Genomic DNA, 22280 nt, shown 5'->3' with positions numbered 1-22280 from the left:
TTCGAAGGGTTCTAGTGCAGGACGTTTATCCGCATGGCAGAGCGCGTGGCGCTGTGTTTGTGGCTGGACGGTCCAACGCTCGAATATCCGCATATGAAGCAAGGCAATCCAACAAGGAGGAGTTGAAATGTTGGGAATCAGAAAACTTGCAGTTCTGGCAGCGATCGGCCTCAGCCTTACGGCTGTCCCGACTGCTTTCGCTCAAACCAAGCTGCGCCTGGCGGTCGAGACCACCGGACGTGACCCGACCAATGTAATGCTGTCGACTTTCCGTGATGAACTCCAGAAATCCGCAGGCGATGAGGTTGCCATCGAATATTTCGACGGTGGCGCGCTGGGTGACGAGAATGCGCTTGCAGAATTGATCCGGGCCGGACAGGTCGAGATCGTTTCGATGGGGTCGGATATCGTTTCCCTCGACAGCAAATTTGCCGTCTTCGACATGCCCTTCCTGCTCGGGGACAAGGCGACCGCTCGCGCCGCGATGGACGGCGAACTCGGCGATATGCTGGCAAAATCCCTTCGAGAGACTGTCGACCTCCAGGTCGTCGGATATGGCGAACTGGGCTTCAGGGCGATCAGCAACAATGTCCGCCCGATCACCAAGCCGGAAGATCTCCATGGCTTGAAGCTGCGGACGCCGAGCAACGAGGGCCGCATCGTGGCATTCAAGGCGCTTGGGGCCGCTCCGACGCCGATGCCGCTCGGCGAAGCTTATGTCGGCCTGCGCCAAGGCGCGATCGACGGGCAGGAAAATCCGCTTTCCGTCATCAAGGAGTTCTCCCTGCACGAAGTTCAAAAATACATTTCGCTCACCAACCATGTCTACACGCCCATCACTCTGACGATGAACGGCAAGGCCTGGGATGCGCTTACCCCCGAAATGCAGGCAAAGCTCAAGGATGCAGCAAAGAAAGCCGGCGATGAGACGCGCAAGCTTTCCGATGAAAGCGATGCCAAGCTCGTCGATGAATTCAAGGCAGCCGGGGTAGCGGTCAACGAGATCGATCCTGCTCCATTCCAGGAAGCGGCCGCACCTATTGCCGAAAAGATTTCTGCGGTCGTTACGCCTGAATTCATGGCCCGCGTACAGGAAATCCTGAAATGAATGAGCGGAGCATAGTCTCTCCCCGCTTCCGATATGACGGGAACGGCTCGAAGGCACGGATTGGGTTGATCTTCATGGCCTCCAGCGTGGTCATGGAAGCCGAGATGTGGGCCATGGCCGCAGAGGGCGTGGCGGTTCACACCACGCGCATCAAGCTGCCGAAAGTGACCGTCGAAGGCATCGAGGAGATGATGAACGCGCCGGAACTCGAGCAGGCGGCACGCCTGCTCGGATCCGCTCCCATCGACGTGCTTTGCTTCGGTGGCACCAGCGCTTCCTTCCTGCATGGCACCGCCTATGACACTGCCTTGATCAAGAAGCTGCAGGCCTGGGCGCCCGGCCCGAAGATCACGACGGCGTCGACGGCGACGCTTGCAGCGCTTGCCGAGGTGAAGGCGGGGCCGGTCGTTTTGGCGACTCCCTATGTGGATGGCGTGCAGGCGCGCGCCATCCGCTTCCTGGAGGAGAACGGCCACAAGGTGCTCAAACACCGCAATCTGGGCATCGACAAGGACCAGGCGCTGGCCGAGGTACCGTTGGAGCAGGTGTACGACATGGTGATGGCGATCGATCACCCCGACGCCACGGCTGTGTTCATCAGTTGCACCAACTTCCGGTCGGTAGGCGCCATCGAGGCGCTGGAGACAGCGCTTGGGAAGCCCGTCATCTCGGCCGTCCAGGCCTCGTTCTGGCATAGCCTCGAACTGACGGGCGTCAACGGCGCAAAGCCCGGCTACGGGCGGCTCTTCAGCAAGCGCATTGCGGCTTAGGGAGGTAGGTCATGTCTGAGGAAACAATGATCTCCGACACCGGGCTGGATGCGGGAGCACCGCCGGCAGGTCGGCTTTCCCGAGCCTTGAATTTCGTGCTCGAGAACCTCGCCATGGTGCTGATGGCGGTCCTGACGATGCTGGTGTTTGCAAATGCCTTCTCGCGATACGCCTTTTCAGCACCGCTGCCCTGGACGGAGGAGGCCGTGACCTATCTGCTGGTGTGGCTCGCCGCCGTTGGCATTATCATTGCTGGCCTGCGCCAGACGCTGATTTGCTGCGACATTGTCACCTACCGGCTTCGTCCGGGTCGCCAGCGCATGCTGGGTGCGTTCTGCGCCCTGCTGGGCTCGGCGACCATGTTCTACTGCGCCTGGCTGACCTGGCAGTATATGCGGATTTTCGGTGCGGACCTGAGCCCCGTCCTGCGCGTGCCCAAGGGCGTGCTGATGATTGGCTGGATGCGGGGTGGCCTTGCCCATGTCGATGTGATGGTGAGTATCATGTTCGGCGGCATGATCGGTACCTCGGTTGCAGACCTTGCCGGTACGGGCTCGGTGATGATCCCGAAGCTGAAGCGCGCGGGCTATCCAGGTCCCTTCGCCTGTTCCATTACGGCCACGTCGTCGGGCATCGGCATCCTGATTCCTCCGAGTTCGCCGATGATCCTTTATTCGGCGGTCACGGGCACATCGCTGGGCGCGCTGTTTCTCGCCGGCGTCATTCCCGGCCTGCTCATGGGGCTCGCCCTGATGGTTACGATTGCCTTGCTGGCGCGCCGCAATGGCTGGAGTGCGATGCAGGGCTTTGAATGGCGCGAACTGATGCGCACCGGCAAGGAGGCGATCCTGCCCATGGGCATGCCGACCCTCATTCTCGGCGGGCTGGTGTTCGGCATCTTCACGCCGTCCGAGGCCGGGGCCTTTGCCGTGGCCTATGCATTGGTTCTGTCGATGGGGATCTATCGGTCGATGACCTTTGCCGATTTGCGCAAGGCATTGGTGGAGGCGACCGTGCTGACCGGTGAGGTTCTGCTGGTGGTGGGCTTTTCGGTGGCGCTGGGCTGGGCTCTGTCGGCCGCAAGGGTGCCTGTAGCCCTGCTGGATATGATGCAATATCTGTTCCCCTTCGAGTCCACCATTCCGCAGATACTGCTCATGCTGTCACTGGCTCTTGTGGCCGGAATGGTCCTCGACCCCCTGATCCCGATGATCATGCCGGTGCTGCTCCCCTCGCTTCTGGCGCTTGACGTGGATCTGGTGCATTTCGGTGTCCTGATGGTGGTCACCGTGGTTATCGGCCAGGTCACGCCACCCGTAGCCCTTGCCTTGATTGTCGCAGCCCGGATTGGGCAGGAAGACATAGTCGCTACGTTCAAGGCCAATACGCCGCTTCTGCTCAGCATGGTGCTGCTGCTGATGATGCTGGTGTTCTTCCCATCCATCGCGACCTGGCTGCCCAGCCTAATGATGTAGGCGCCAGGCAACTGGCCCACCTGTTTCAAGGTGGGCCACTCCTTTTCAGCGACCAGGCTGCGACCTGCCTTCGGGGCCTTCCGCGTGCCCGGATTCCGATATGATCGAGGTTATCACCATGCCCAATTCACAAGACGAGAAAAGCCTCTCCGCCGCAGAAATCAAGCCAGTGGGGGCTCTTGTCTTCTACAGCGAGTTCGACGATCCGCATGAATGGCGCGATCTCTTGAAATCGGAACTGCCATCGCTGGATTTCCGGGTCTATCCTGATATCGGCGATCCGGAGGACGTGCGCTATGTGCTTGCCTGGAAGCCCTTTCCCGGCTTCTTCGCACCGTTCCCCAACCTTGCTCTTGTCACAAATCTCGGTGCCGGCATCGATTCACTGGCAGGCCGCTCGGACCTTCCGGATGTGCCTATCGCGCGCCTTTCCGACGATGGAATGATCGCGCTCATGAAGAGCTACGTACTGTTTTCCGTGATCCGATACGCCCGCGACATTCCGAGCTTCGAAGAGGCCAAGCGAGTGGCGGAATGGCGCTATATCCATCCGCGTCCGCTGCACCGTATCAAGGTCGGGATAATGGGGCTTGGCCATCTCGGATCCGCTGTTGCGTCCGCGCTGGCAAATCTGGGTTTCGACGTTCTCGGTTGGGATCACGAGCAAAAATCCATTCCCGGTGTGCGCTGTCTGTTCGGCGATGCTCGCGGTGAATTCCTGTCGCAGGTAGAGATTCTGGTGAACATGCTGCCATTGACCCCGCAAACGAGGGGGCTGATCGACGGGCATGTGTTCCAGGCCTTGCCGAAGGGCGCCAAGTTCATCAACGCTTCGCGCGGCCCGGTGGTGGACGAACCGGCGCTGATCGAAGCCTTGCGGTCGGGCCAGATCGGGGGAGCGACGCTCGATGTATTCTGGACCGAGCCGCTGCCCGCAGACCACCCGTTCTGGCAGATGGACAATGTACTGATCACCCCGCACCTTGCCAGCATCACGGTGCCGGAAACGGCTGCCCGCGATGTCGCCGAAAATATCCGGCGAGTGCATGAAGGCAAGGAACCGCTTCATCTGGTCAATCCACGCCGGGGTTACTGATAGCTGCCGATGCGGTTCGTCGGTGAATCCCGATAGAGAATATACGGGCGGCGGCCACCTCGAATATTCATGGCCGTCGGGAAAGCGACGCCGGCCCTGGTCGCGCAGTTGGGCCGCGTCGCCACAGGCGACAATGGGGCGGATGATGGTTGATTCATCCACAATTCTATGCGCGTCCCGTCTCCATTCCGCGTAATGGTCCGACCGCAATGGCCTCACCCCAAGGGTGGCCGCCTTAGGCGGGCTTGACGTCCGTTGGGCAAATGCTGCCGCGTAGGCCTCAGCGTCACAATATCGCGTTGCGTGGAATCCATAAACTGGCAATCCGCGTGCTGATCTCGTCTTGTGGTGGCACCTGGTTGCCGTAGTCTCACGCTTTGTGAGCAAAAAAAATCAAATAAAAACATACATTTAGGAAATCGTATTTTATGCCCTGAGAGGCTGCCCTTTCATACCGGCAGCCGACTCCAGGTCATCCTAATTCATGCACTCAGCGTATTAATAGTGATGATATTTGCACTTATCATCATAGATGGTTTGCTTTTATATGGATCGCATAGCCGGTAGGCACGCAGGTCAGCAACGATGCAGCGTAGGGAGGCTCCGTTGAACCGTGATCACATCATAATTCTATGCACTACAGCGCTCGCGGTTGGATATTTGTATGCAACGACGAAAATTCCTTCTCTGGATACTGTCGATCCACTTGGTCCGAGAGCGTATCCATACCTCGTTGCTGCAGGACTTATTGGTTCAGTGGTATGGTTACTGCTTGAGTCTGTTCAATCACGTAAGGTTGCTGTCCAAGCAGAAGATGTTTCTGAGCGTGAATCCGAAACAGTAGATAACAAGCGTTATATCATGCTTTCTTTCGTAGTTGTGAGTCTTGGTATTTATTATGCAGCAATAGAGGCTGCCGGGTTTGTAGTCAGTACCGTTATATTTCTCGTCAGCCTTACAGCCTACTTCAATCCAGGGAAGTGGGTGGCAAACATTCTGGTGAGCTTCATCTTCGCGGTTGGCGTCTATGTGCTCTTCACGCATGTTCTTGGCGTTCCCCTCGCCAAGGGCCTCCTGGACATCTAGGCCCGAGACATATCATGGAAGCACTTATCCACGTTATAGATGGCTTCGGCATCAGCCTTCAGCCGGGCAATCTTTCCTACACATTCATCGGTGTTTTGCTGGGCACCATAATCGGTGTTCTTCCGGGTATCGGTCCGTCTGCGGCCATGGCCCTGCTGATCCCATTTTGCTACGATCTGAACGCCACCTCAGCCCTGATCATGATGGCTGGCGTCTATTATGGCGCCCAGTATGGTGGCGCCATAACCTCGATCCTCATCAATACGCCGGGCGAATCTTCGTCGGTGATGACGGCGATCGATGGTTACCAAATGGCCCGCAAGGGCAGGGCCGGCGCCGCACTCGCCGTTTCGGCCTGGGGTTCCTTCATCGGCGGCACTGTCGGCGTCATCGGCCTGACGCTGCTGGCGGTTCCCTTGACCAAGGCGGCGCTCGGATTCGGCCCGGCCGAGTATTTCATGCTGATGCTCGTTGCCCTGACGGCGGTGTTCTCGCTCACCGGCAAGTCACCGGCAAAAGGCATGCTCGCCACCATGCTGGGCCTTGGTATCGCCACCGTCGGAACCGACCTGCAGAGCGGCCAGATCCGCTACGCCTTCGGCTTGCCTGCTTTGCAAGAGGGGATCGACTTCATCATCGTGGTGATCGGCATGTTCGCCATTGGTGAAGTTTTCAGCGCCCTCGAAGACAAGTTTACCCAGAAGAGCGACATCATTCGCCTTAAAGGCAAGCTGATGCTGACCCGGGACGAATGGCGCAGATCGGCCAAGCCGATTGCCCGCGGAAGTGTCATCGGGTTTCTTGTCGGGGCCCTTCCCGGTGCTGGTGCCACGATCGCGTCGATCATGTCCTATACCGTGGAGAAGAACAGCTCCAAGCACCCCGAGGAGTTCGGCAAGGGTGCGATTGAAGGGGTGGCTGGACCCGAGACTGCCAATAATGGCGCCAGTTCCGGCGCAATGGTTCCGCTCCTCACGCTCGGCGTTCCCGGTTCCGGTTCCACCGCCGTCCTGCTTGGCGCGTTCATCATGTTTGGTATCCAGCCCGGCCCGATGCTTTTCCAGACCCGCCCTGACCTGGTCTGGGGGCTGGTCAACAGCATGTATGTCGGCAACGTCATGCTTCTGCTGCTCAACCTGCCGCTGATCTTCATCTTTGTCAGGCTTCTCTACATCCCGACGGGAATCCTTCTGCCGATCGTGCTGGTTCTGTCGACCATCGGTGTTTACGCGATCAACAACAGTATTTTCGAATTGTATCTCTGTCTGTTCTTCGGCGTCGCCGGCTACATTTTCCGCAAGGTCGACATCCCGTTGGCACCGCTCGTCCTAGCCGTGGTGCTCGGAGGCATCATGGAACAGTCGTTCCGGCAGGCAATGACGATCTCGAGCGGCAGTCTTTCCATCTTCGTCGGCAGCAAGCTGACCATTGGCTTGGCGGTAATCGGCGTCGTGATCCTGGCTTTCACGCTTTACAGCACCGTTTCGCGCCGGCGGCGGATTGTCGGCACGGAAGACAACTGAATTGGGAGCGTTGGTGAGTGCCAACTCAAAAACTGGAGGAAGTATAGCAATGAGAAATGAAAAACATGTCTGGAGGGCGCGCAGTATTGCCTTGGCAGGCTGTCTTGCACTGCTGTCGGTCAGTACGGCTGACGTAAGGGCGGAGGAATGGGCCCCAAGCAAGGTCGTTGAAATCGTTGTCGGCTCGGCTGCCGGCGGCGGTAACGACAAGTCCGGCCGCGCGATCCAGAAGGTCCTGACGCAAGAGCAGATCGCTGAAAGTGTCGTCTTGAACAAGGTCGGCGGCGGTGGTGGTATCGCCTATGGCTATGTCAGCCAGAAGGGGGATCCGCACTTCATCGGCATCGCCCAGGGCGGCTTGATGAGCAACCATATCAGCGGGCGCAGCGAGCTTGATCCGCTCACTGACGTTACCCCGCTCAGCTACATGGGCAATGAGGCGGTGGCGATCGCTGTTCGCACCGACTCTCCATACAAGAACATCTCGGAGTTGCTTGCCCAACTCGAGAAGGACCCAGCATCACTTTCCATTTCGGTCGGTAGCGACCGTGGCGGCACCAACCACAGCGGTATTGCGCTGCTGGCGAAGGCGAAGGGCATTGACGCCAAGCAACTCAAGATCGTGATCTTCGGCGGTGGCGCCGAATCGGTCACCAACCTGCTGGGCGGCCATATCGACGCGATGTCGCAGCTTCAGAACAACGCTATCCCGCACCACCAGGCCGGCACCATGCGTATCCTCTGCCTGACCTCGGCCGAGCGGGCGGCCTCCGTTCCGGATGTCCCTACCTGCAAGGAAGAGGGCTATGACGTCATCGCCAATAACTGGACGGTCGTGCTCGGACCGAAGGACATGACGCCCGAGCAGATTGCGGGCTGGGAAAAGATACTCAAGCGGGTGAGCGAGAGCCAGGTCTGGATAGACCTCATGGCTTCGAGTTCCGCTAGCAACGAATACAAGAACTCCGCGGAAACTAAAGAATTCTTCGCCGCTGACTACCAGCGCGCCAAGGAACTGATGACCGAACTCGGCATGGCCAAGTGAAACAAGAGCCGCCAGGACGTTCTGGCCCTGGCGGCCACCAACCGCATTGAACTCAGGGAATATCCTCTATGGCCTCGACCGACTGCACCTATTTGACCTCTACAGAGCAGGCTCGCCTCATCAAGGCGCGCGAACTGTCCCCAGTCGAACTCATGGAGGCAAGCCTCGAGCGCATCGAGCAATATGATCCGGTGCTTCGTGCCTGGATCAATATCAATGGCGAGCGCGCCATGGAGCAGGCGCGACAGGCCGAGACCGAGATTACAGCCGGCAAATATCGTGGCCCCCTGCACGGGCTTCCCTATGGCGTGAAGGACCAGATGCACGCGCTTGGCTTCCTGACCACGCTTGGCACCAAGGTCATGGACGAAAGCGAGATGGTGCCGCCCTACGATTCGACGGTGATCAAACGGTTGGCAGACGCCGGTGCCATCCTGATCGGCAAGCAGAACCAGCATGAATGGGGCAAGGGCAGCACTATCGAATTTCCATACGGCCTGCCGCGCAACCCCTGGAACCCGGATTACGATGCTTCGAGCTCTTCCACCGGCTCGGGAATCGCTCCGGCGGCAGGGCAGTGCAGCTTCTCGATCGGCGAGGATACAGGCGGTTCGGTACGCGGCCCGGCGTCCTGTAACGGCATTGTTGGCCTGCGCCCGACATTCGGACGCATCAGCCGCCATGGCGGTGTGATGGCTGGCTATAGCAGCGACACTTTCGGCCCGCTTGCCCGCTCCGTCGAGGACATCGCCGCGGTTATGGAGGTCGTCAGCGGGCACGACCCCAATGACGTTTTGTCGAGCCCACGTCCGGTTCCTCGCTACAGGGATCATCTTGAAGAGGACCTGCGGGGCATAAAGCTCGGCTTGGTGCGCGAACTCGCCTATGGCGATGGCGTCGATCCGGAGGTGCGTGCTGCCCTCGAAAATGCGCTCGATGTCCTGCGCCGGCAAGGTGCGACGATCGAGGAGATTTCCCTGCCGCTGGCCAAGCATTCGGTAGCGCTGCAAATGCTGACGACCGATGCCGATGTCGCTTCCTGGTTCCTCGCCAATTTCCTGCGCGATCGCTACGAGCGTTTCGACAAGGGTACCCGCACCCGACTGGTCGCCTCAAGCCTGATCCCGGCGACGGTCTATCACCGCGCCATGCGTGCCCGCACGATCGTGCGGGCGCAGGTGCTGGATGCGATGCGCAAATATGATGCGCTGCTGATGCCCACCGATGTGACGCCGCCTCGGCTTGTAGCCAGCGCACGCGAGACGCTGACCGATCGCGCTGACGTCTTGCCGAAACTGATCCGTCGCCGCATCGCCCACTATCCGTTCAGCCTTTCCAACGTGCCGGCGATGTCCGTCCCAAGTGGTTTTTCGGCCAAGGGCCTTCCGCTGTCGATGCAAATCGCCAGCCGGCCGTTTGGCGAGAGCACCGTGTTGAAGGTCGGATATTCCTATCAGCAGGCGACGCAGTGGCACCTTCGTCATCCCGATCTCAATCAAACATTGGCGGCAGCTTAGGCTGAGTTTCACGAAGGAGCACACATATGGAACTGAGCATCGACGACATTCGACTGTTAACCAGGATGCAGGGATTGAATATTCCTGAGGAGGATTTCGAGAGTATCGAAATCCGGTTCTCGACCTGGCTTTCGGCAATGGAGCAGATCGAGGCCGAGCTGGGGCCTCAGATCAACGCAGCGGAGCCGATCCCGCCGGTCTTTCCCCGGGAAGAGTTCTGACTTTTCAGGGTGAAGATCGCCGCGCTTCTGACCCGTGCCTTGGCTTCTGGATGAGGACACTTGTCCACGTACCAAAGGCAAGGTGATGAATATGACCGGGTTCGCGCCAGCCTCACTGGCAGGCGCACCGGAATCGGTTGGTGGCAAACGTGTCGCCAGGACCGCCTGCCGTCTGGTCTGCTGTGGCCTGGGGCGGCGATCGAAAAGCATCTCGTTCTACAGGAAAAATGTTTCGTCATGAACAAGCCACTTGAGCGAAAAGTAGCCATTGTGAGCGGCTCGGCGCGCAACATAGGTCGCGCAATTGCGCTCGGCCTTGCCGAGGACGGCGCATGCGTCGTCGTCAATGCGAAGAGTTCGCAACAGGATGCAGAAGGTGTTGCTGCGGAAATCCGCTCACGCGGGGGGAGGGCAACGCTGGCCATGGCGGATCTGAGTGATCCGGAGCAGGTCAAGGCGTTATTCGCACAGACACAAGAAATCTATGGCCGGCTCGACGTGCTGGTGAACAATGCGGCCGTGCGACGTGAGACGGCGTTGGCGGATATTTCGCTTCAGGAATGGCGCGATGTGCTGTCGAGCATCCTTGACGCAAGCTTCTTGTGCGCGCAGACGGCCGCCTCATGCATGGAGGATGGAGGACGTATCATCAATATCGGTGGCCTGACGGCCCATTCCGGCGCGCCTGGACGAGCCCATGTGGTAGCCGCAAAGGCCGGGCTTGTCGGTCTGACCAAGGCGCTTGCCATTGAACTGGCCCCGCGCGGCATAACATCGAATATTGTCGTCCCGGGCCGTATTGCCACGAACCGTAAGGCGAGCGGGCTGACGGAGCCGATTCATCACAGCTATCACTCGTCCCCGCTTAACATCCAGGGTGCGTCTGAAGACGTTGCCGCCATGACGCGCCATCTGGCTGGACCCGGCGGTCGCTATGTCACGGGCCAGACGATCCACGTGAATGGAGGGATCTATCTTCCCTGAGACCTTGGGCATGACCGTAGCGGGTTTTTCGCGATCCGGCGCGATGCGGTGCGGCTCGGCCAGCGCCCCGCAACCGCTATCGAAGCGTATGCTTGACCTTCAGGATTTCGTCATAAAGTTTTTGCGCTGCTGTCGACAGGCGCGACCCTGTTCGGCGGATGAGGCCCACTTTCCTGGAGATCATCGGGTTCGTCAGCGGAACGCTTACGAGGCTGGGGTGGTTGCCGATCGGCATGCACATATTGGGGACGGCGGCGATGCCGATGCCGGCTTCCACGAAGGCTACCAGGGTGGAAACGTGCTGGGCCTCGCAAAAGGCACGCGGCTTGTTCGGTACCGTTGCCAGGGCCAGGTCGATCAGCAGCCGGTTGCTACTCGCCTTGGTGACGGTCATGTAGTCGTAGGCGCCGAGTTCGGCCCATTTGACACTCTTTTTGCGTGCCAGCGGATGCGAGGGCTGGCATGCCAGCACCAGTCGTTCCTGAAGAACGAGCATGAAGGTCAGTTCGGGATCCGGCACCTCCAGGTGGTTGAACGCGAAGTCCACCTCACGCCGCTTCACTGCCGCTATCGCGTCGGTCGCGCCCTGGTCAACGACGCGCACTGTGATTCCAGGATAGCGCTCGTGGTAGTCGCGCAGGATGCGCGGAAGGAAAAAGCGACTGGCAGACGGCATGCAGGAAATGCTGACCTCGCCGCTGACATTTCTTGCAACGTCACTGATGCCCAGCAGCGCCTCGTCAAAATTGTGCAGCAATTCGGTCGCGCGCCGGTTGAACTCCATACCTACTGGCGTCAGGTCGACTTTTCGCGTGGTGCGCTTGAGCAGGCGCGTGTTGAGGGCGGTCTCCAGTTTCTCGATGCGTCGAGACAGCGCCGGTTGCGACACATGCATCTCCGCTGCCGCCGCAGTGAAGCTTCCCAACTTTGCCACCGTCACGAACGCTTTAATGTCGGCCAGATCGAACCTCATCGTCTGTGCAAACCGAAGCTGTTGCGATGGTGGGATGCAGCTGTCATCAAATGGCTCTTGCGGTGGGAAAAACGATTGGCGGCCGTAGGGCGCAGCCATTTTTCGCGCGCCCTGCCGTGCAAAGACACGCCTCTGGAAATCCGTGGCCACGCCGATCGAGCAGGATGGCGGTCCTTCATCGATCTTGATCAACCGCCGTGTCCCCAAGCGAGTCGCAGTGACATTGGCATTGTGTCCGAGCGCTTTCAAGCCCGGCGCCTGGGCGCTAGCCGTCGTGCGTTTGCGAGCGGCTTTCAGCTCCAATTGGAAAAGGACTTCAGCCGATGAAGCATTTGCCGGCGATCGCGGTATTCGTGGTTTCTGCTCTGACCGGGTATGTCGCCTCGCTGAGCGGTGTTCCGCTCGCCTGGGTGCTGGGGTCCCTTGTTCCGACGGCGCTGGGGTCCATCTTCGGCGTCGACGTTTTTGCGCCCAAACGCGGACGCAAGCTTGGTCAATTGATCGTCGGTACGTCCATCGGCCTCAGCCTCACGGTCGCCGCAGTCGGAATGATCGCCACATGGTTCCCGGTCATGCTGCTGACGGCTTTGGTTTCCATTCTGGCAACTGCCTTGTTGTGCGTGCCGTTCAGTCGTGTCAGCCGCGTCAATATCCCCACGGCGTTCTTTTCGCTCACTCCGGGGGGGCTTGCCGAGATGGCGCGGACCGGTGCGAAGGAAGGCGCCCAGCGTGAAGCGGTGGCGTTTTCACAAACCATCCGGGTCACGCTGCTCGTCTGCATTCTGCCCTCGCTGCTGTTGAATTTCGGCATTGACGGAGGGTTGCCGCAGAATTCCGAACGCTCGCTACTATCGCTCGATCAGCTTGGTATTGTCTTCGCGGTCGCAGCCCTGTGCGTTTACCTTGTTCGCTTCACCGGCGCGAACAATACCTGGATGATCGGCGGACTCCTCGGCGCGGGCATTGTCGCCGCTTCCGGGATGGTTGAGGGGAGGGTTCCCTACGCGATTTTTGCATTCGGCCAGTTCATGATCGGCATTTCAATCGGCGCCAGGTTCAAGCGCGAGAGTCTGGTCCAACTGCCGCGCATTTGTTTGATGTCGGCACTGTTCGTTGCCTGCATGACCACCATGCTGTTCGGCTACGCGGTCCTGGTGCATCTGGTGACGGGGCTAGACCTGTCGGGCATGACTTTGTCGGCTTCGCCCGGCGGGTTGGCGGAGATGGCGCTCACCGCCCAGGTACTGCATCTCAACACGGCGCTGATCACCTCGTTTCATGTGGTGCGCTCCTTCATCATCAATGCCTACAGCCCGCAATTCTATCATCTGTTCCGGAAGATAGGCCTGTTCGACAAGATGGAAGCATTGCTGGACCGGATGGTCGGGCCAAGACGCCAGCAATAGGCTTGCGGGTGCACGCGTGGCGAACTGCCTGGATATGGAAAATCAAAGGGGTTGGTGACAACAACTCACAAATTGACGACAAAATACTGTCGACAATATACAATGATTCTGCTACTTGCTTGTTCTGATTGTCGGCCGCTGCGGGCGGCCCTGAGGTAGGGTCGGTAGAGGTGCGATCCTGGAGCAATGAGGCCAGGCGCCGGATGAAGCTCCCGGCGGACAAATACTTGGTGCGTCGCCGACGCATATTTGAATAGGAAGAGGGCGCCGATGGCCAAATCAGAAAATCCACCTCGTGGCGCAGCCGTTGCGGAACGTTTCGCGCAATGGGCATCGGCATTGAAGGACGACGCGATCCCGGCATCGGTACGTGACACCGCTCTGCGTGCGCTGATCGATCATGCCGGCCTGACTGTGTCTGCCCGGGGCGAACCCTATGTCCGCGCAATCGTCGATACATGGGACCAGGCCGGGCCATGTACGGCATTCGGTCACTCCACCGGTTTCGACATGGCGGGGGCCGCGCTTATCAACGGTACCGCAGCGCATGGCGAAGACTATGACGACACCTTCGAAGGTTCGCCCATGCATGCCAGTGCCGTAGTGATCCCGGCTGTTTTGGCGGCTGGCGAGCGTTTCGGTTTGAGCGGTGCGGATGTGTTGCGCGGCATGGTTGTCGGCACCGAATTGATGTGCCGCATGGCGATCGTTGCGCCCACCGCGCAGCACCGCGCCGGCTTTCATCCCACAGCGGTTGCAGGTGCGCTCGGCGCTGCCGCGGGAGTGGCTGCAGCGCTTCGCATGAAGGACAGCGAAATTACCGATGCGCTTGGCATAGCCGGCAGCTTCGCATCAGGCATCATCGAATATCTTGCGGAAGGGACATGGACCAAGCGCATCCATCCCGGCTGGGCCGCGCAGAGCGGCATAAGGGCGGCGTTGTTGGCGCGGGGAGGGTTTCTCGGGCCGCGTACCGTGTTCGAGGGGGAGCACGGTTTCTTCTTTGCGTTCGGTGTTGGCCAGATCAAACCCGACATGACCAGGATAACCGCCGATCTTGGCGAGGATTGGCATTGCGGGCGCATCGCGTTCAAGCCTTATGCCTGCGGCACCATGGTGCAGCCTTTCATCGACTGCGCCGTCAGACTGGCTGGCCAAGGCATTCCGGTCGATCGCATCAAATCAGTCCTATGTAAGGTCGGCGAGGGCACGGTTCATCGGCTATGGGAGCCACTTACGGAGAAGCGTCGGCCGACGACGCCATATTCGGCCAAGTTCAGCGTTCCGTTCGGAGTTGCCGTTGGATTGCTCGACCGTGCCGCCGGCTTGAGCCAGTTCACCGAGGAGCGGATCACCGCTGCCGATATTCTCGATCTCACCGTGAAGGTCTCCTACGAGATCGATCCTGCTGACGAATATCCCAGAAATTACACCGGAACCGTCATCGTCACGCTGGATGACGGGCAAAAATTCGAGGCTCATCAGCCCTACCTTCGTGGCGGCGTGAAAGAAACGCTCGAAATGGAGGAGATTCTCACAAAATTTCGCGCCAATTGTGCTTTCGGCGGGTGGGGCGCGGACAAGGCCGAAGAACTGGCCGAGGCTGCGGCAGACCTGTTTTCAGCCCCCGATCTTGGCCGACTCAAGGCATTCCGTTGTTAAGGAAAGGTCAATGAAAACTACACGCTGATCTTACAAGGTTGAGCGTCAATGTCGGCCGCAGCCGATCACATGGGCCTGGGCGGTTCCTTGCGGTAGCGATCGCTGTGCTGCAGCAAATAATCAAGAAAATCCAATCGGATAGAACGGGCCTTCGCAAGAGGCCTCTCCAACCCTTCGAGGTATCGATATGTCCAATACTCCCGTAACCCGCAAGCTCGCAGAATGGATCGTGGGCCTGCAGCCCTCCGACATTCCGGCCAATGTCCAGTCAGAAGGGGTACGCACTTTCGTGAACTGGCTTGGCTGTGCCATCGGTGGCGCCGACCACGAAACCGCCGATCGTGCAATTGCTGCCTTCACGCCGTTTTCGGGCTCCGCACAGGCGTCCGTCCTGGGACGAACTGAACGTTTCGACGTTCTCCATGCGGCACTGATGAACGGGATCACCTCTCACGTTCTCGACTATGACGACACCCACCTGAAAACCATTATCCATCCAGCCGGGCCGGTTGCTTCTGCGCTTATGGCTGTTGCAGAGTATCAGCCTGTGACCGGTGAGGATTTTCTGGCCGCTCTCATCGTTGGCGTCGAGGTAGAGTGCCGGATCGGAAATTGCGTCTATCCCGATCACTACGACCGCGGATGGCACATCACCTCAACGGCCGGTGTATTTGGTGCTGCTGCGGCCGTTTCAAGGCTTCTGCGGCTGGACGTCGAACAGACCGTCTGGGCGCTCGGCATTGCTGCCACCCAATCGTCCGGTTTGCGCGAGATGTTCGGCACCATGTGCAAAAGCTTGCACCCGGGACGCGCGGCACAGAACGGAGCCGCGGCGGCCTTCATGGCGGCGGCCGGGTTCGACAGCTCCGAACGCTCGATCGAAGCACCGCGCGGCTTTGCCAACGTGCTCTCGACCAAACAGGACTATTCGGAGATTCTCGATGGTCTCGGCAGTCGCTGGGAATCGGCGCTGAACAGCTACAAGCCGTTCGCCTGCGGTATCGTTATCCACCCCACTATCGACGGCTGTATTCAGCTTCGCGCCGGACTTGGTGATGCTGTAGCCGATATCGAAAAAGTGGAACTGGTCACCCACCCGCTCGTGCTTGAACTGACTGGCAAGAAGACGCCCCGCACCGGCCTTGAGTCCAAGTTCAGTGTCTATCACTCTGCCGCGGTCGCCCTGCTCTATGGCGATGGAACGCCGACCGCCTTCACCGACGAAATGGCAACGGATCCACGGGTCATCGCGCTACGCGACCGCGTTTCTGCCGAAGCGCGCAAGGATGTCGATGAGGATGCCGTCCACATTACCGTCACCTTGAAGGACGGCCGCCGGATCGAGCACCATGTCGAGCACGCAATCGGAAGCATTCATCGGCCGCTGACCGATGAGGAGCTTGATGCCAAGTTTCTTGGCCAGGCAGTCCGTATCATTGGCGAAGACAAGACGCGCAAGCTGATTGCTCTGGCATGGACGCTGCCCAGGCTGTCAAACGTTGCCGAAATCTCGGCGGCTTGCGCGCCGGCATCGAGTAAAGCTGCCTGATATCCGGACGCGGTCGCCTTGCTGGAGACGGGGTGACATCGCACGGAGTTCGGCTGCGGCCATGGAGTTGCAGCCGAACAGCAGCAGCCCTTTTTGCTGGGCCCGCTTGATCACCGCCGATGGCCGTTCCTCTACGGCACCAAGCTGGGAGTGAAACGAATTGGCTGGGCTAGCCGCTCCTGATGACGCCGCGACTTCACGCTACGTCGAATACGCAAACTGGTAACCCGCGTGTAACCCTGACCTTTTGAAGCCCATCGGCCGGCTGCGATTCCAACCGTCCGGAAAACGAAAAAGCCGCGGAAAACCGCGGCCTTTCGACGCTTTGACTATTGGAGCGGGTGAAGCGATTCGAACGCTCGACCCCAACCTTGGCAAGCAAGAAATTACACTGTCAAGGTATTCGTTCAGAATATCCCAGATTTCGTCCTAGTACGCAAGAGGGCGCGTTCTTCCGATATTCGTCGGGTTGGCGGCTTGTGAACGGAATGATACTCCAATGAACTGACTTGAACTGCAACGAAACGACGAAACGGTGACCGCACTGTGACCGCGACCGGTCAAGTAGATGATGCAAGTTAATCTAACAATGTCGGCGACAAGTCGGGTGGTCGGCAGAATGTGGTCGATTATGCTGCTGCCTAGCTTGCTGCCTCGTCCCAGCTAATCAAGCACAAGGACTTGCCGGTCTTATTCCATTCTCCGCCGTAGGCGACTAAGTGGCGCCCAGCGACGACTAGGCCCTTCACCGGCATCTGGACGTTGACTTCGCCTGACTCCGCTCCCGACGTCAGGTCGATTGCTCGAATGATACCTTCCGCCGTCGCCACTGCAATGAGGTTGTCAGCAAGCTTCACGACGCTGACATAGTCGACGAAGGCAGGCACGCCAAGAACGCGCGTGAATACGCCAACGCTAAAGTCGACGACCGCAACGATGCCTTCGCCGACGGCTACGACCTCGTTCTGACTTAGAACGCACATCGCGTTGACGCGCTGATTGAGGTCGATTTCACGCTCTAGGTCGAAGTCTTCGTCCAGCACTGCGACCTTGTTGTTAACCGCCACCAATATCTGGCTGCCTCTGACCACGAGGGCTTGCAACGAGCGGCCAATACGATTGACCACGTCGCGCGCAATCATATCCTTGTCTCTTACCTGTTCAAGGTCCTGTAGTACCCGCCACCACCGCCTCATGCCACCATCACCTGCTCCAGTTATGAGAGTATCAGTGCCTTTGCGACGTTGATGGGCTATGGCGACGACCTTCTCACGGAAGCTGGTATGCTGGCCGCGAAAGCCGGTGTGGGACTGCGACCAAATTTCAAGCCCGTCTTGGGTGCCGAGCGCATATATGGTGGGGCCGACCTCGGCGATCGCTAGGATGGCCTGATTGCTCTCGGTTGAAATGTGGCTTGTCTTGCCCGAAGTCTCGACGGTCACGATAATACCTCGACCGCCTATCGCGACCGAGCCATCTTTCTGAACCGTCGAGCTGGTCAAACAGCGGCTTTGCATAAGCCGGGCGATCTTGAACGAGACCAACTTCATTTCAGGCTCGTCGTCGCTCAACGACCCGGTAATAAGCCCGCCTACCAATCTAACGAACCGTGTGCCGGCATTTATGACAGGCTCAAGACTTTTCACAAGATCGGAGGCCGAGCTAAAGGTTTCTCTTAGAACCTCCGCCAGAGCCTTTATGTCGGTCAGCACCTTGTCGGCACCAGCGGTTAGAAACTTTATCGTTCCTTCATAAATAATCTTAGCGTTGAGGTGTACTTTTACCGCGAATGCACTAGCGCTGAGACGCTGAATTCGAACCTTGAGGTTCCGCAGCGTGTCGACGCTTAGTCCATTCAGAATGTTGATCTGAATGAAGCGCTGGTTGATCGTAACCGTATTGATGACCTCGTTCGAGACATTGATGATGTTCTGCGCGATCGGCCCACCCGCTGAAAGTGGAATCTGGTCCGTCTCGGACTGCTTTGCCACCGTTGCCTTGGCTTCTTCCACTATCGAATGCGTGGATCTGAGTAGGGCTTCAAGGTCGACGTACAAGCGATTTAACGCATGTAGAAGCTGGCCGATGGAGTGCTGGGCGTTTTCCTCCAAGTCGTTGGTGGTTTCGACGATGTTATACAAGCCGTCTCGAACGATGATGATACGCTCCAAATCTTGGATTGTGATCTCCTCCACCTCCATGCCAAGCGAAGCGTGAAGCCCACGGATGTCGGTAAGGTCGACATAGTTGTCCAGCGGGACATTGTTAGCTGAATCAATCAGCTGGCTGAGATTGTCGGCCGCCTCCCTTACCCGCTGCAGGCGTTTCTCATGCCCGGACATTTGCAGGGTCCCCTTTACCGCGTCGCTAGATGCGGATTTCTACGTTGACTTTCGTGCGCATCCCAAAATTGAGTCGCCACCGGATTATATGGCTGGCCATCTCGGAACAAAACAAAAACATGCACTATCCCCACAATCCCCAACGACGGCGCATGGTTGAGATTGTCATTCGGGCATGTCGAGGAAACAACACGAAGACCAAAAATGGTGACATTCATAAAATCTGGTGCGTTACATGCGTAGTTCCGCCATACCCGCACCGATCACCTGTATCCAGCAGCGCCGAGCGGCATGGCTATGCAGGCGCATAGGCCGCGAGTACCTCTATTCATGCGGCGTAGACATTGAGCAATGCCGCCGCCTACAATACATGTGGGCATGCTCGGTCGCTGGGTACGATCCCAGCTCGCGAGAGATTCTATTCTGGGGGAATATATGACTGATTTTGAACAGCAGCCGTTTGGGGATGCCGAGTTTTTGGACAATCCGCAGGCACGATGCCCCTGCATTCTGCTCCTCGACGTTTCCGCATCCATGTCGGGCGCACCCATCGGCCAGTTGAACGAGGGGCTGCGACATCTCCAAGAGGAAATCCAGAGCGATAGTCTAGCGGCCAAGCGCGTTGAATTTGCCATCGTGACCTTCGGCCCCGTCAGCACAGAAATGGATTTTACGAGCGCGACCAATTTTTTCCCTCCACATCTATCTACGCAGGGCAACACGCCTATGGGCGAAGCTATCGAAACGGCTTTGCGCATGCTGCGTGAGCGTAAGGACCGCTACCGCGCCAATGGTGTCAGCTTCTATCGCCCTTGGGTCTTCTTGATTACGGATGGCGCGCCGACCGACAACTGGAGGAACGCAGCCCAGCAGATACAGGAAGGCGAAGCGTCGAAAGCCTTCATGTTCTACGCAATCGGCGTTGAAGGCGCGGACCTCGGAATGCTCGCGCAAATCTCCGTCCGCCAACCCCTCAAGCTCAAGGGACTCCAGTTCAAAGAGTTCTTCCAGTGGCTTTCCAACTCACTGGGCGCAATGTCCAGGTCCAACCCGGGGGATCAGGTTCCGCTTGCCAACCCCACCGCGCCGGATGGCTGGGCAACTGCCGGATAAGCCGTCATGAAGTGGTGTTACGCGGCCGCGTCCGCGGTCGGCCTGTCGCATATTCGCGCCGGGACCAGACTTCAGGATGCCAAGCATTGCTTTGTCGCCAGCGGTGCCGAAGGTCGCCGGGTGCTTTTCGCCGTGGTTGCCGATGGCGCAGGATCAGCCGAGTTCGGCGGACAGGGCGCGTCCATCGTATGCCGCACCTTTGCTAGTCAAGCCCGTTGCGCGTTGCGCGGCGCAACGGAGCTACCGGACGATGAAACGATCTGGACTTGGCTGGATATTGCTCGCGACCGTATACAGTTAGCTGCAAAGAAGCGGGAACTAACCCCGCGAGATTTTGCCACGACGATGGTTCTGGTCATGGCGTCGCCGGATACAATCGTCACCGCGCATATAGGCGACGGCGCAATCGTCGTCCGCGACAGAGACAATACCCAATGGAGCGTCCTTAGCAAACCGCATCACGGCGAGTACGCATCGACCACCTATTTCGTCACGGATGACCCACAGCCAGCCATGCGCATAGGCAGGCATGACAACCAATTCAATGCCATCGCGGCCTTTTCTGACGGCATCGAGAACCTTGTTCTCGACAGCGTTACCGGCGCAGCCTCAGCCGCGTTTTTCACACCCATGGCAAAACCGCTGGACGCCTCGACCGCCACAGGCAGGGATTGCACGTTGAGCCGAAGCCTTGCCGCCTTCCTCGCCAGCGACCGCCTCAACGAGCGGACGGACGACGACAAGACCCTGATCGTCGCGGTGCTGAAATGAAGACGGCCAAGCTGTTCGTAGGTCGCCACGAACTGCACATCGACAAGCGTATCGGCAAAGGCGGCGAAGGTGAGGTGTTCGCCATCCGCAATATGCCGGGCTTTGCGGTGAAGACCTATCTGCCCGGCATCGTGGCCGAGCGCGAAAAGAAAATCCGGGCGATGGTCAGCGCCCGGCTTGCCGACAACGCATCCATGGTGGCCTTCCCCCATCAAGTTGCCGTTGATGGGCGCGGAATCTTCGCCGGTTTCGTGATGCGGCTTGTCGAGAAGCACAAGGAAATCCATGAGCTTCAAACCCCGTCGTCCCGGCAGAAGTATTTCCCCAAGGCCGATTATGCCTTCATCGTGCGCGTGGCGCTCAACATCGCCCGCGTGTTCGCACAGGTCCATGCCACAGGCTGCGTTATTGGCGACATCAATCAACGCGGCATTCTCGTATCCCCAACCGCGACTGTCGCCCTGATAGACGCCGATAGCTTTCAGGTCAGTGATGGCGCGCAACGCTATCTGTGCGTCGTCGGCGTTCCCGAATACACGCCCCCCGAATTGCAGGGCAAATCCCTGAAAGCCATCGTCCGTACCATCGACCACGATGCTTTCGGGTTGGCTGTGTGCCTGTTTCAGCTACTTTGCATGGACCGGCATCCGTTCTCAGGCCGGTTCACCGGCCATGGGGACATGCCGTTGGAAAAGGCCATCGCGGATTACCGCTTCGCCTATTCCTCCCGGAACACGGGCATGGTTCCGCCGCCTGGCACTGTCCGGCTTCACGACTTCACCCCGAAGATCGCCCAGCTATTTGAATCGGCCTTCTCCCCCAACCATATGGGAAAACGCCCGTCCGCGCCGACATGGGTTGAGGCCCTTGGCGAACTGGAATCCGCATTGCGGGTTTGCAGCCGCAACAAACTCCATCGCTACGCGCGGAACGCCATGGAATGCCCGTGGTGCCGGATGGAGAACGAATACGGACGCCCCCTGTTTCTGGATACGGACCTCACGAATGTCCACGTCCCGAACGGTCGTCTGGACCCGGCAGCAGGGTTTGTTCTGGACATTCCTGCGCTCCTGTCGGCGATCAACGGCGTTTCCATCCCGTCTTCCATATCGGTGACAATCCCGCCGGTGGCGGGCGCGCCTTTACCAAGTCAGGCGGCCAGCGAGGCGCTGTCTCAAAAGCGATTGGGTCCACTAGCCAAGATCGCAGGGGTCGGCGTCATGTTCGGCGCGGCGTATGCGTTCGCGTCCGGTGTCCCCGGTATTGTCGCCTTGGGCATCGCTGCCTTTGGTGGCTGGCTTCTGTTCCGCTCATCCTCACCGGCAGAGAGCTTGCTGGCCGAACATCGAAAGACTGCCAGCGCCCTGTCCTCGCGCGTAGAGCAGCTTCAACGCTCATCACCCATTGAGCAGGTGTTGCGGAAAAAGGCGGAGGCGCTGGATGCCATCGACGAGTTCAAACAACTGGCATCCGCCTTCGGGAATGTCAGAAACGAGTACGAGAAACATAGGCGGCAAAAGCAGCTAGCCTGAAAAATTCATGGGGGTTGGCGGATGTGGTGCAAGCCGTTGAAATGACGTAGGATTTGGTTGCTTACGCCGATCCGCGCCGTTTCCCGGAGGCCACACCCGCCATGAAT

General features: G+C 58.8%; 18 protein-coding genes. 16 read left to right on the top strand and 2 right to left on the bottom strand.

Annotated elements, in window-relative coordinates; genetic code table 11:
- Positions 1 to 127 precede the first annotated feature (127 nt).
- The 10 genes from EET67_RS18945 to EET67_RS18900 all read left to right on the top strand — a co-directional run bounded on the left by EET67_RS18945 (position 128) and on the right by EET67_RS18900 (position 10825).
- On the top strand, positions 128 to 1108 hold the full coding sequence (locus EET67_RS18945; RefSeq protein ID WP_128627778.1) for a TRAP transporter substrate-binding protein: 981 nt from the start codon (positions 128 to 130) through the stop codon (positions 1106 to 1108).
- The gene (locus EET67_RS18940) at positions 1105 to 1878 is read left to right on the top strand and encodes a maleate cis-trans isomerase family protein (protein ID WP_128627777.1); all 774 of its coding nucleotides are present in this window, start codon (positions 1105 to 1107) and stop codon (positions 1876 to 1878) included. The genes EET67_RS18945 and EET67_RS18940 overlap by 4 nt, the downstream gene beginning before the upstream one ends.
- Before the next feature lie 11 nt (positions 1879 to 1889).
- A complete protein-coding gene (locus tag EET67_RS18935) occupies positions 1890 to 3353 on the top strand; it encodes a TRAP transporter large permease (protein WP_128627776.1) in 1464 nt (487 codons plus the stop codon).
- Between the two features lie 100 nt (positions 3354 to 3453).
- Positions 3454 to 4449: a 2-hydroxyacid dehydrogenase gene (locus EET67_RS18930; protein WP_342634675.1), complete on the top strand. Its 996-nt coding sequence runs from the start codon at positions 3454 to 3456 to the stop codon at positions 4447 to 4449.
- Positions 4450 to 5055: 606 nt separating this feature from the next.
- Positions 5056 to 5535, top strand: a complete 480-nt coding sequence (locus EET67_RS18925) for a tripartite tricarboxylate transporter TctB family protein (RefSeq protein WP_165899966.1) — start codon at positions 5056 to 5058, stop codon at positions 5533 to 5535.
- Positions 5536 to 5549: 14 nt separating this feature from the next.
- Positions 5550 to 7058, top strand: a complete 1509-nt coding sequence (locus EET67_RS18920; protein WP_128627774.1) for a tripartite tricarboxylate transporter permease — start codon at positions 5550 to 5552, stop codon at positions 7056 to 7058.
- 49 nt (positions 7059 to 7107) lie between these two features.
- Complete coding sequence (locus tag EET67_RS18915) at positions 7108 to 8103, top strand: Bug family tripartite tricarboxylate transporter substrate binding protein (protein WP_128627773.1); 996 nt, start codon at positions 7108 to 7110, stop codon at positions 8101 to 8103.
- 68 nt (positions 8104 to 8171) lie between these two features.
- The gene (locus EET67_RS18910; RefSeq protein WP_128627772.1) at positions 8172 to 9620 is read left to right on the top strand and encodes an amidase; all 1449 of its coding nucleotides are present in this window, start codon (positions 8172 to 8174) and stop codon (positions 9618 to 9620) included.
- A 26-nt stretch (positions 9621 to 9646) separates the two neighbouring features.
- Entirely contained in the window at positions 9647 to 9841 is a 195-nt protein-coding gene (locus EET67_RS18905) for a hypothetical protein (protein WP_128627771.1), read from the top strand.
- 237 nt (positions 9842 to 10078) lie between these two features.
- Complete coding sequence (locus tag EET67_RS18900) at positions 10079 to 10825, top strand: SDR family oxidoreductase (RefSeq protein WP_128627770.1); 747 nt, start codon at positions 10079 to 10081, stop codon at positions 10823 to 10825.
- Between the two features lie 76 nt (positions 10826 to 10901).
- Here EET67_RS18900 and EET67_RS18895 read toward each other — a convergent pair whose 3' ends face one another.
- The gene (locus EET67_RS18895) at positions 10902 to 11990 is read right to left on the bottom strand and encodes a LysR family transcriptional regulator (protein WP_210211143.1); all 1089 of its coding nucleotides are present in this window, start codon (positions 11988 to 11990) and stop codon (positions 10902 to 10904) included.
- A 131-nt stretch (positions 11991 to 12121) separates the two neighbouring features.
- Between EET67_RS18895 and EET67_RS18890 the strand changes: the two genes are divergently transcribed.
- From EET67_RS18890 to EET67_RS18880, 3 genes are all read left to right on the top strand, one after another.
- On the top strand, positions 12122 to 13204 hold the full coding sequence (locus tag EET67_RS18890) for an AbrB family transcriptional regulator (RefSeq protein ID WP_128627769.1): 1083 nt from the start codon (positions 12122 to 12124) through the stop codon (positions 13202 to 13204).
- Positions 13205 to 13474: 270 nt separating this feature from the next.
- Positions 13475 to 14866, top strand: coding sequence for an MmgE/PrpD family protein (locus tag EET67_RS18885; RefSeq protein WP_128627768.1), 1392 nt, complete (start codon positions 13475 to 13477; stop codon positions 14864 to 14866).
- Between the two features lie 187 nt (positions 14867 to 15053).
- The gene (locus EET67_RS18880) at positions 15054 to 16415 is read left to right on the top strand and encodes an MmgE/PrpD family protein (RefSeq protein WP_128627767.1); all 1362 of its coding nucleotides are present in this window, start codon (positions 15054 to 15056) and stop codon (positions 16413 to 16415) included.
- Between the two features lie 641 nt (positions 16416 to 17056).
- Here the strand turns inward: EET67_RS18880 and EET67_RS18870 are convergent.
- Complete coding sequence (locus EET67_RS18870) at positions 17057 to 18757, bottom strand: hypothetical protein (RefSeq protein ID WP_128627765.1); 1701 nt, start codon at positions 18755 to 18757, stop codon at positions 17057 to 17059.
- Positions 18758 to 19192: 435 nt separating this feature from the next.
- Here EET67_RS18870 and EET67_RS18865 point away from each other — a divergent pair, with 435 nt between their 5' ends.
- From EET67_RS18865 to EET67_RS18855, 3 genes are read left to right on the top strand one after another with little or no spacing between them, the layout of a single operon-like run.
- Positions 19193 to 19870, top strand: a complete 678-nt coding sequence (locus tag EET67_RS18865; protein ID WP_128627764.1) for a vWA domain-containing protein — start codon at positions 19193 to 19195, stop codon at positions 19868 to 19870.
- Between the two features lie 6 nt (positions 19871 to 19876).
- On the top strand, positions 19877 to 20641 hold the full coding sequence (locus EET67_RS18860) for a PP2C family serine/threonine-protein phosphatase (RefSeq protein WP_128627763.1): 765 nt from the start codon (positions 19877 to 19879) through the stop codon (positions 20639 to 20641).
- On the top strand, positions 20638 to 22173 hold the full coding sequence (locus tag EET67_RS18855) for a helix-hairpin-helix domain-containing protein (protein ID WP_210211142.1): 1536 nt from the start codon (positions 20638 to 20640) through the stop codon (positions 22171 to 22173). Before EET67_RS18860 ends, EET67_RS18855 begins: the two co-directional genes overlap by 4 nt.
- Positions 22174 to 22280 lie beyond the last annotated feature (107 nt).

It is taken from the genome of Borborobacter arsenicus, assembly GCF_003934165.1.
In the GTDB taxonomy this organism is placed as follows: Bacteria; Pseudomonadota; Alphaproteobacteria; order Rhizobiales; family Rhizobiaceae; genus Pseudaminobacter; species Pseudaminobacter arsenicus.
Note: the sequence above shows the minus strand (reverse complement) of the source record. Positions and strands in the feature narration are given on the sequence as shown.

Excerpts from the sequence above, each read along its gene's own strand:
- EET67_RS18890 (WP_128627769.1), top strand. The coding sequence starts at position 12,122 with ATGAAGCATTTGCCGGCGATCGCGGTATTCGTGGTTTCTGCTCTGACC.
- EET67_RS18930 (WP_342634675.1), top strand. The coding sequence starts at position 3,454 with ATGATCGAGGTTATCACCATGCCCAATTCACAAGACGAGAAAAGCCTC.
- EET67_RS18865 (WP_128627764.1), top strand. The coding sequence starts at position 19,193 with ATGACTGATTTTGAACAGCAGCCGTTTGGGGATGCCGAGTTTTTGGAC.
- EET67_RS18935 (WP_128627776.1), top strand. The coding sequence starts at position 1,890 with ATGTCTGAGGAAACAATGATCTCCGACACCGGGCTGGATGCGGGAGCA.
- EET67_RS18880 (WP_128627767.1), top strand. The coding sequence starts at position 15,054 with ATGTCCAATACTCCCGTAACCCGCAAGCTCGCAGAATGGATCGTGGGC.
- EET67_RS18870 (WP_128627765.1), bottom strand. The coding sequence starts at position 18,757 with ATGTCCGGGCATGAGAAACGCCTGCAGCGGGTAAGGGAGGCGGCCGAC.
- EET67_RS18910 (WP_128627772.1), top strand. The coding sequence starts at position 8,172 with ATGGCCTCGACCGACTGCACCTATTTGACCTCTACAGAGCAGGCTCGC.
- EET67_RS18945 (WP_128627778.1), top strand. The coding sequence starts at position 128 with ATGTTGGGAATCAGAAAACTTGCAGTTCTGGCAGCGATCGGCCTCAGC.
- EET67_RS18915 (WP_128627773.1), top strand. The coding sequence starts at position 7,108 with ATGAGAAATGAAAAACATGTCTGGAGGGCGCGCAGTATTGCCTTGGCA.
- EET67_RS18920 (WP_128627774.1), top strand. The coding sequence starts at position 5,550 with ATGGAAGCACTTATCCACGTTATAGATGGCTTCGGCATCAGCCTTCAG.
- EET67_RS18900 (WP_128627770.1), top strand. The coding sequence starts at position 10,079 with ATGAACAAGCCACTTGAGCGAAAAGTAGCCATTGTGAGCGGCTCGGCG.
- EET67_RS18940 (WP_128627777.1), top strand. The coding sequence starts at position 1,105 with ATGAATGAGCGGAGCATAGTCTCTCCCCGCTTCCGATATGACGGGAAC.
- EET67_RS18905 (WP_128627771.1), top strand. The coding sequence starts at position 9,647 with ATGGAACTGAGCATCGACGACATTCGACTGTTAACCAGGATGCAGGGA.
- EET67_RS18885 (WP_128627768.1), top strand. The coding sequence starts at position 13,475 with ATGGCCAAATCAGAAAATCCACCTCGTGGCGCAGCCGTTGCGGAACGT.
- EET67_RS18855 (WP_210211142.1), top strand. The coding sequence starts at position 20,638 with ATGAAGACGGCCAAGCTGTTCGTAGGTCGCCACGAACTGCACATCGAC.
- EET67_RS18860 (WP_128627763.1), top strand. The coding sequence starts at position 19,877 with ATGAAGTGGTGTTACGCGGCCGCGTCCGCGGTCGGCCTGTCGCATATT.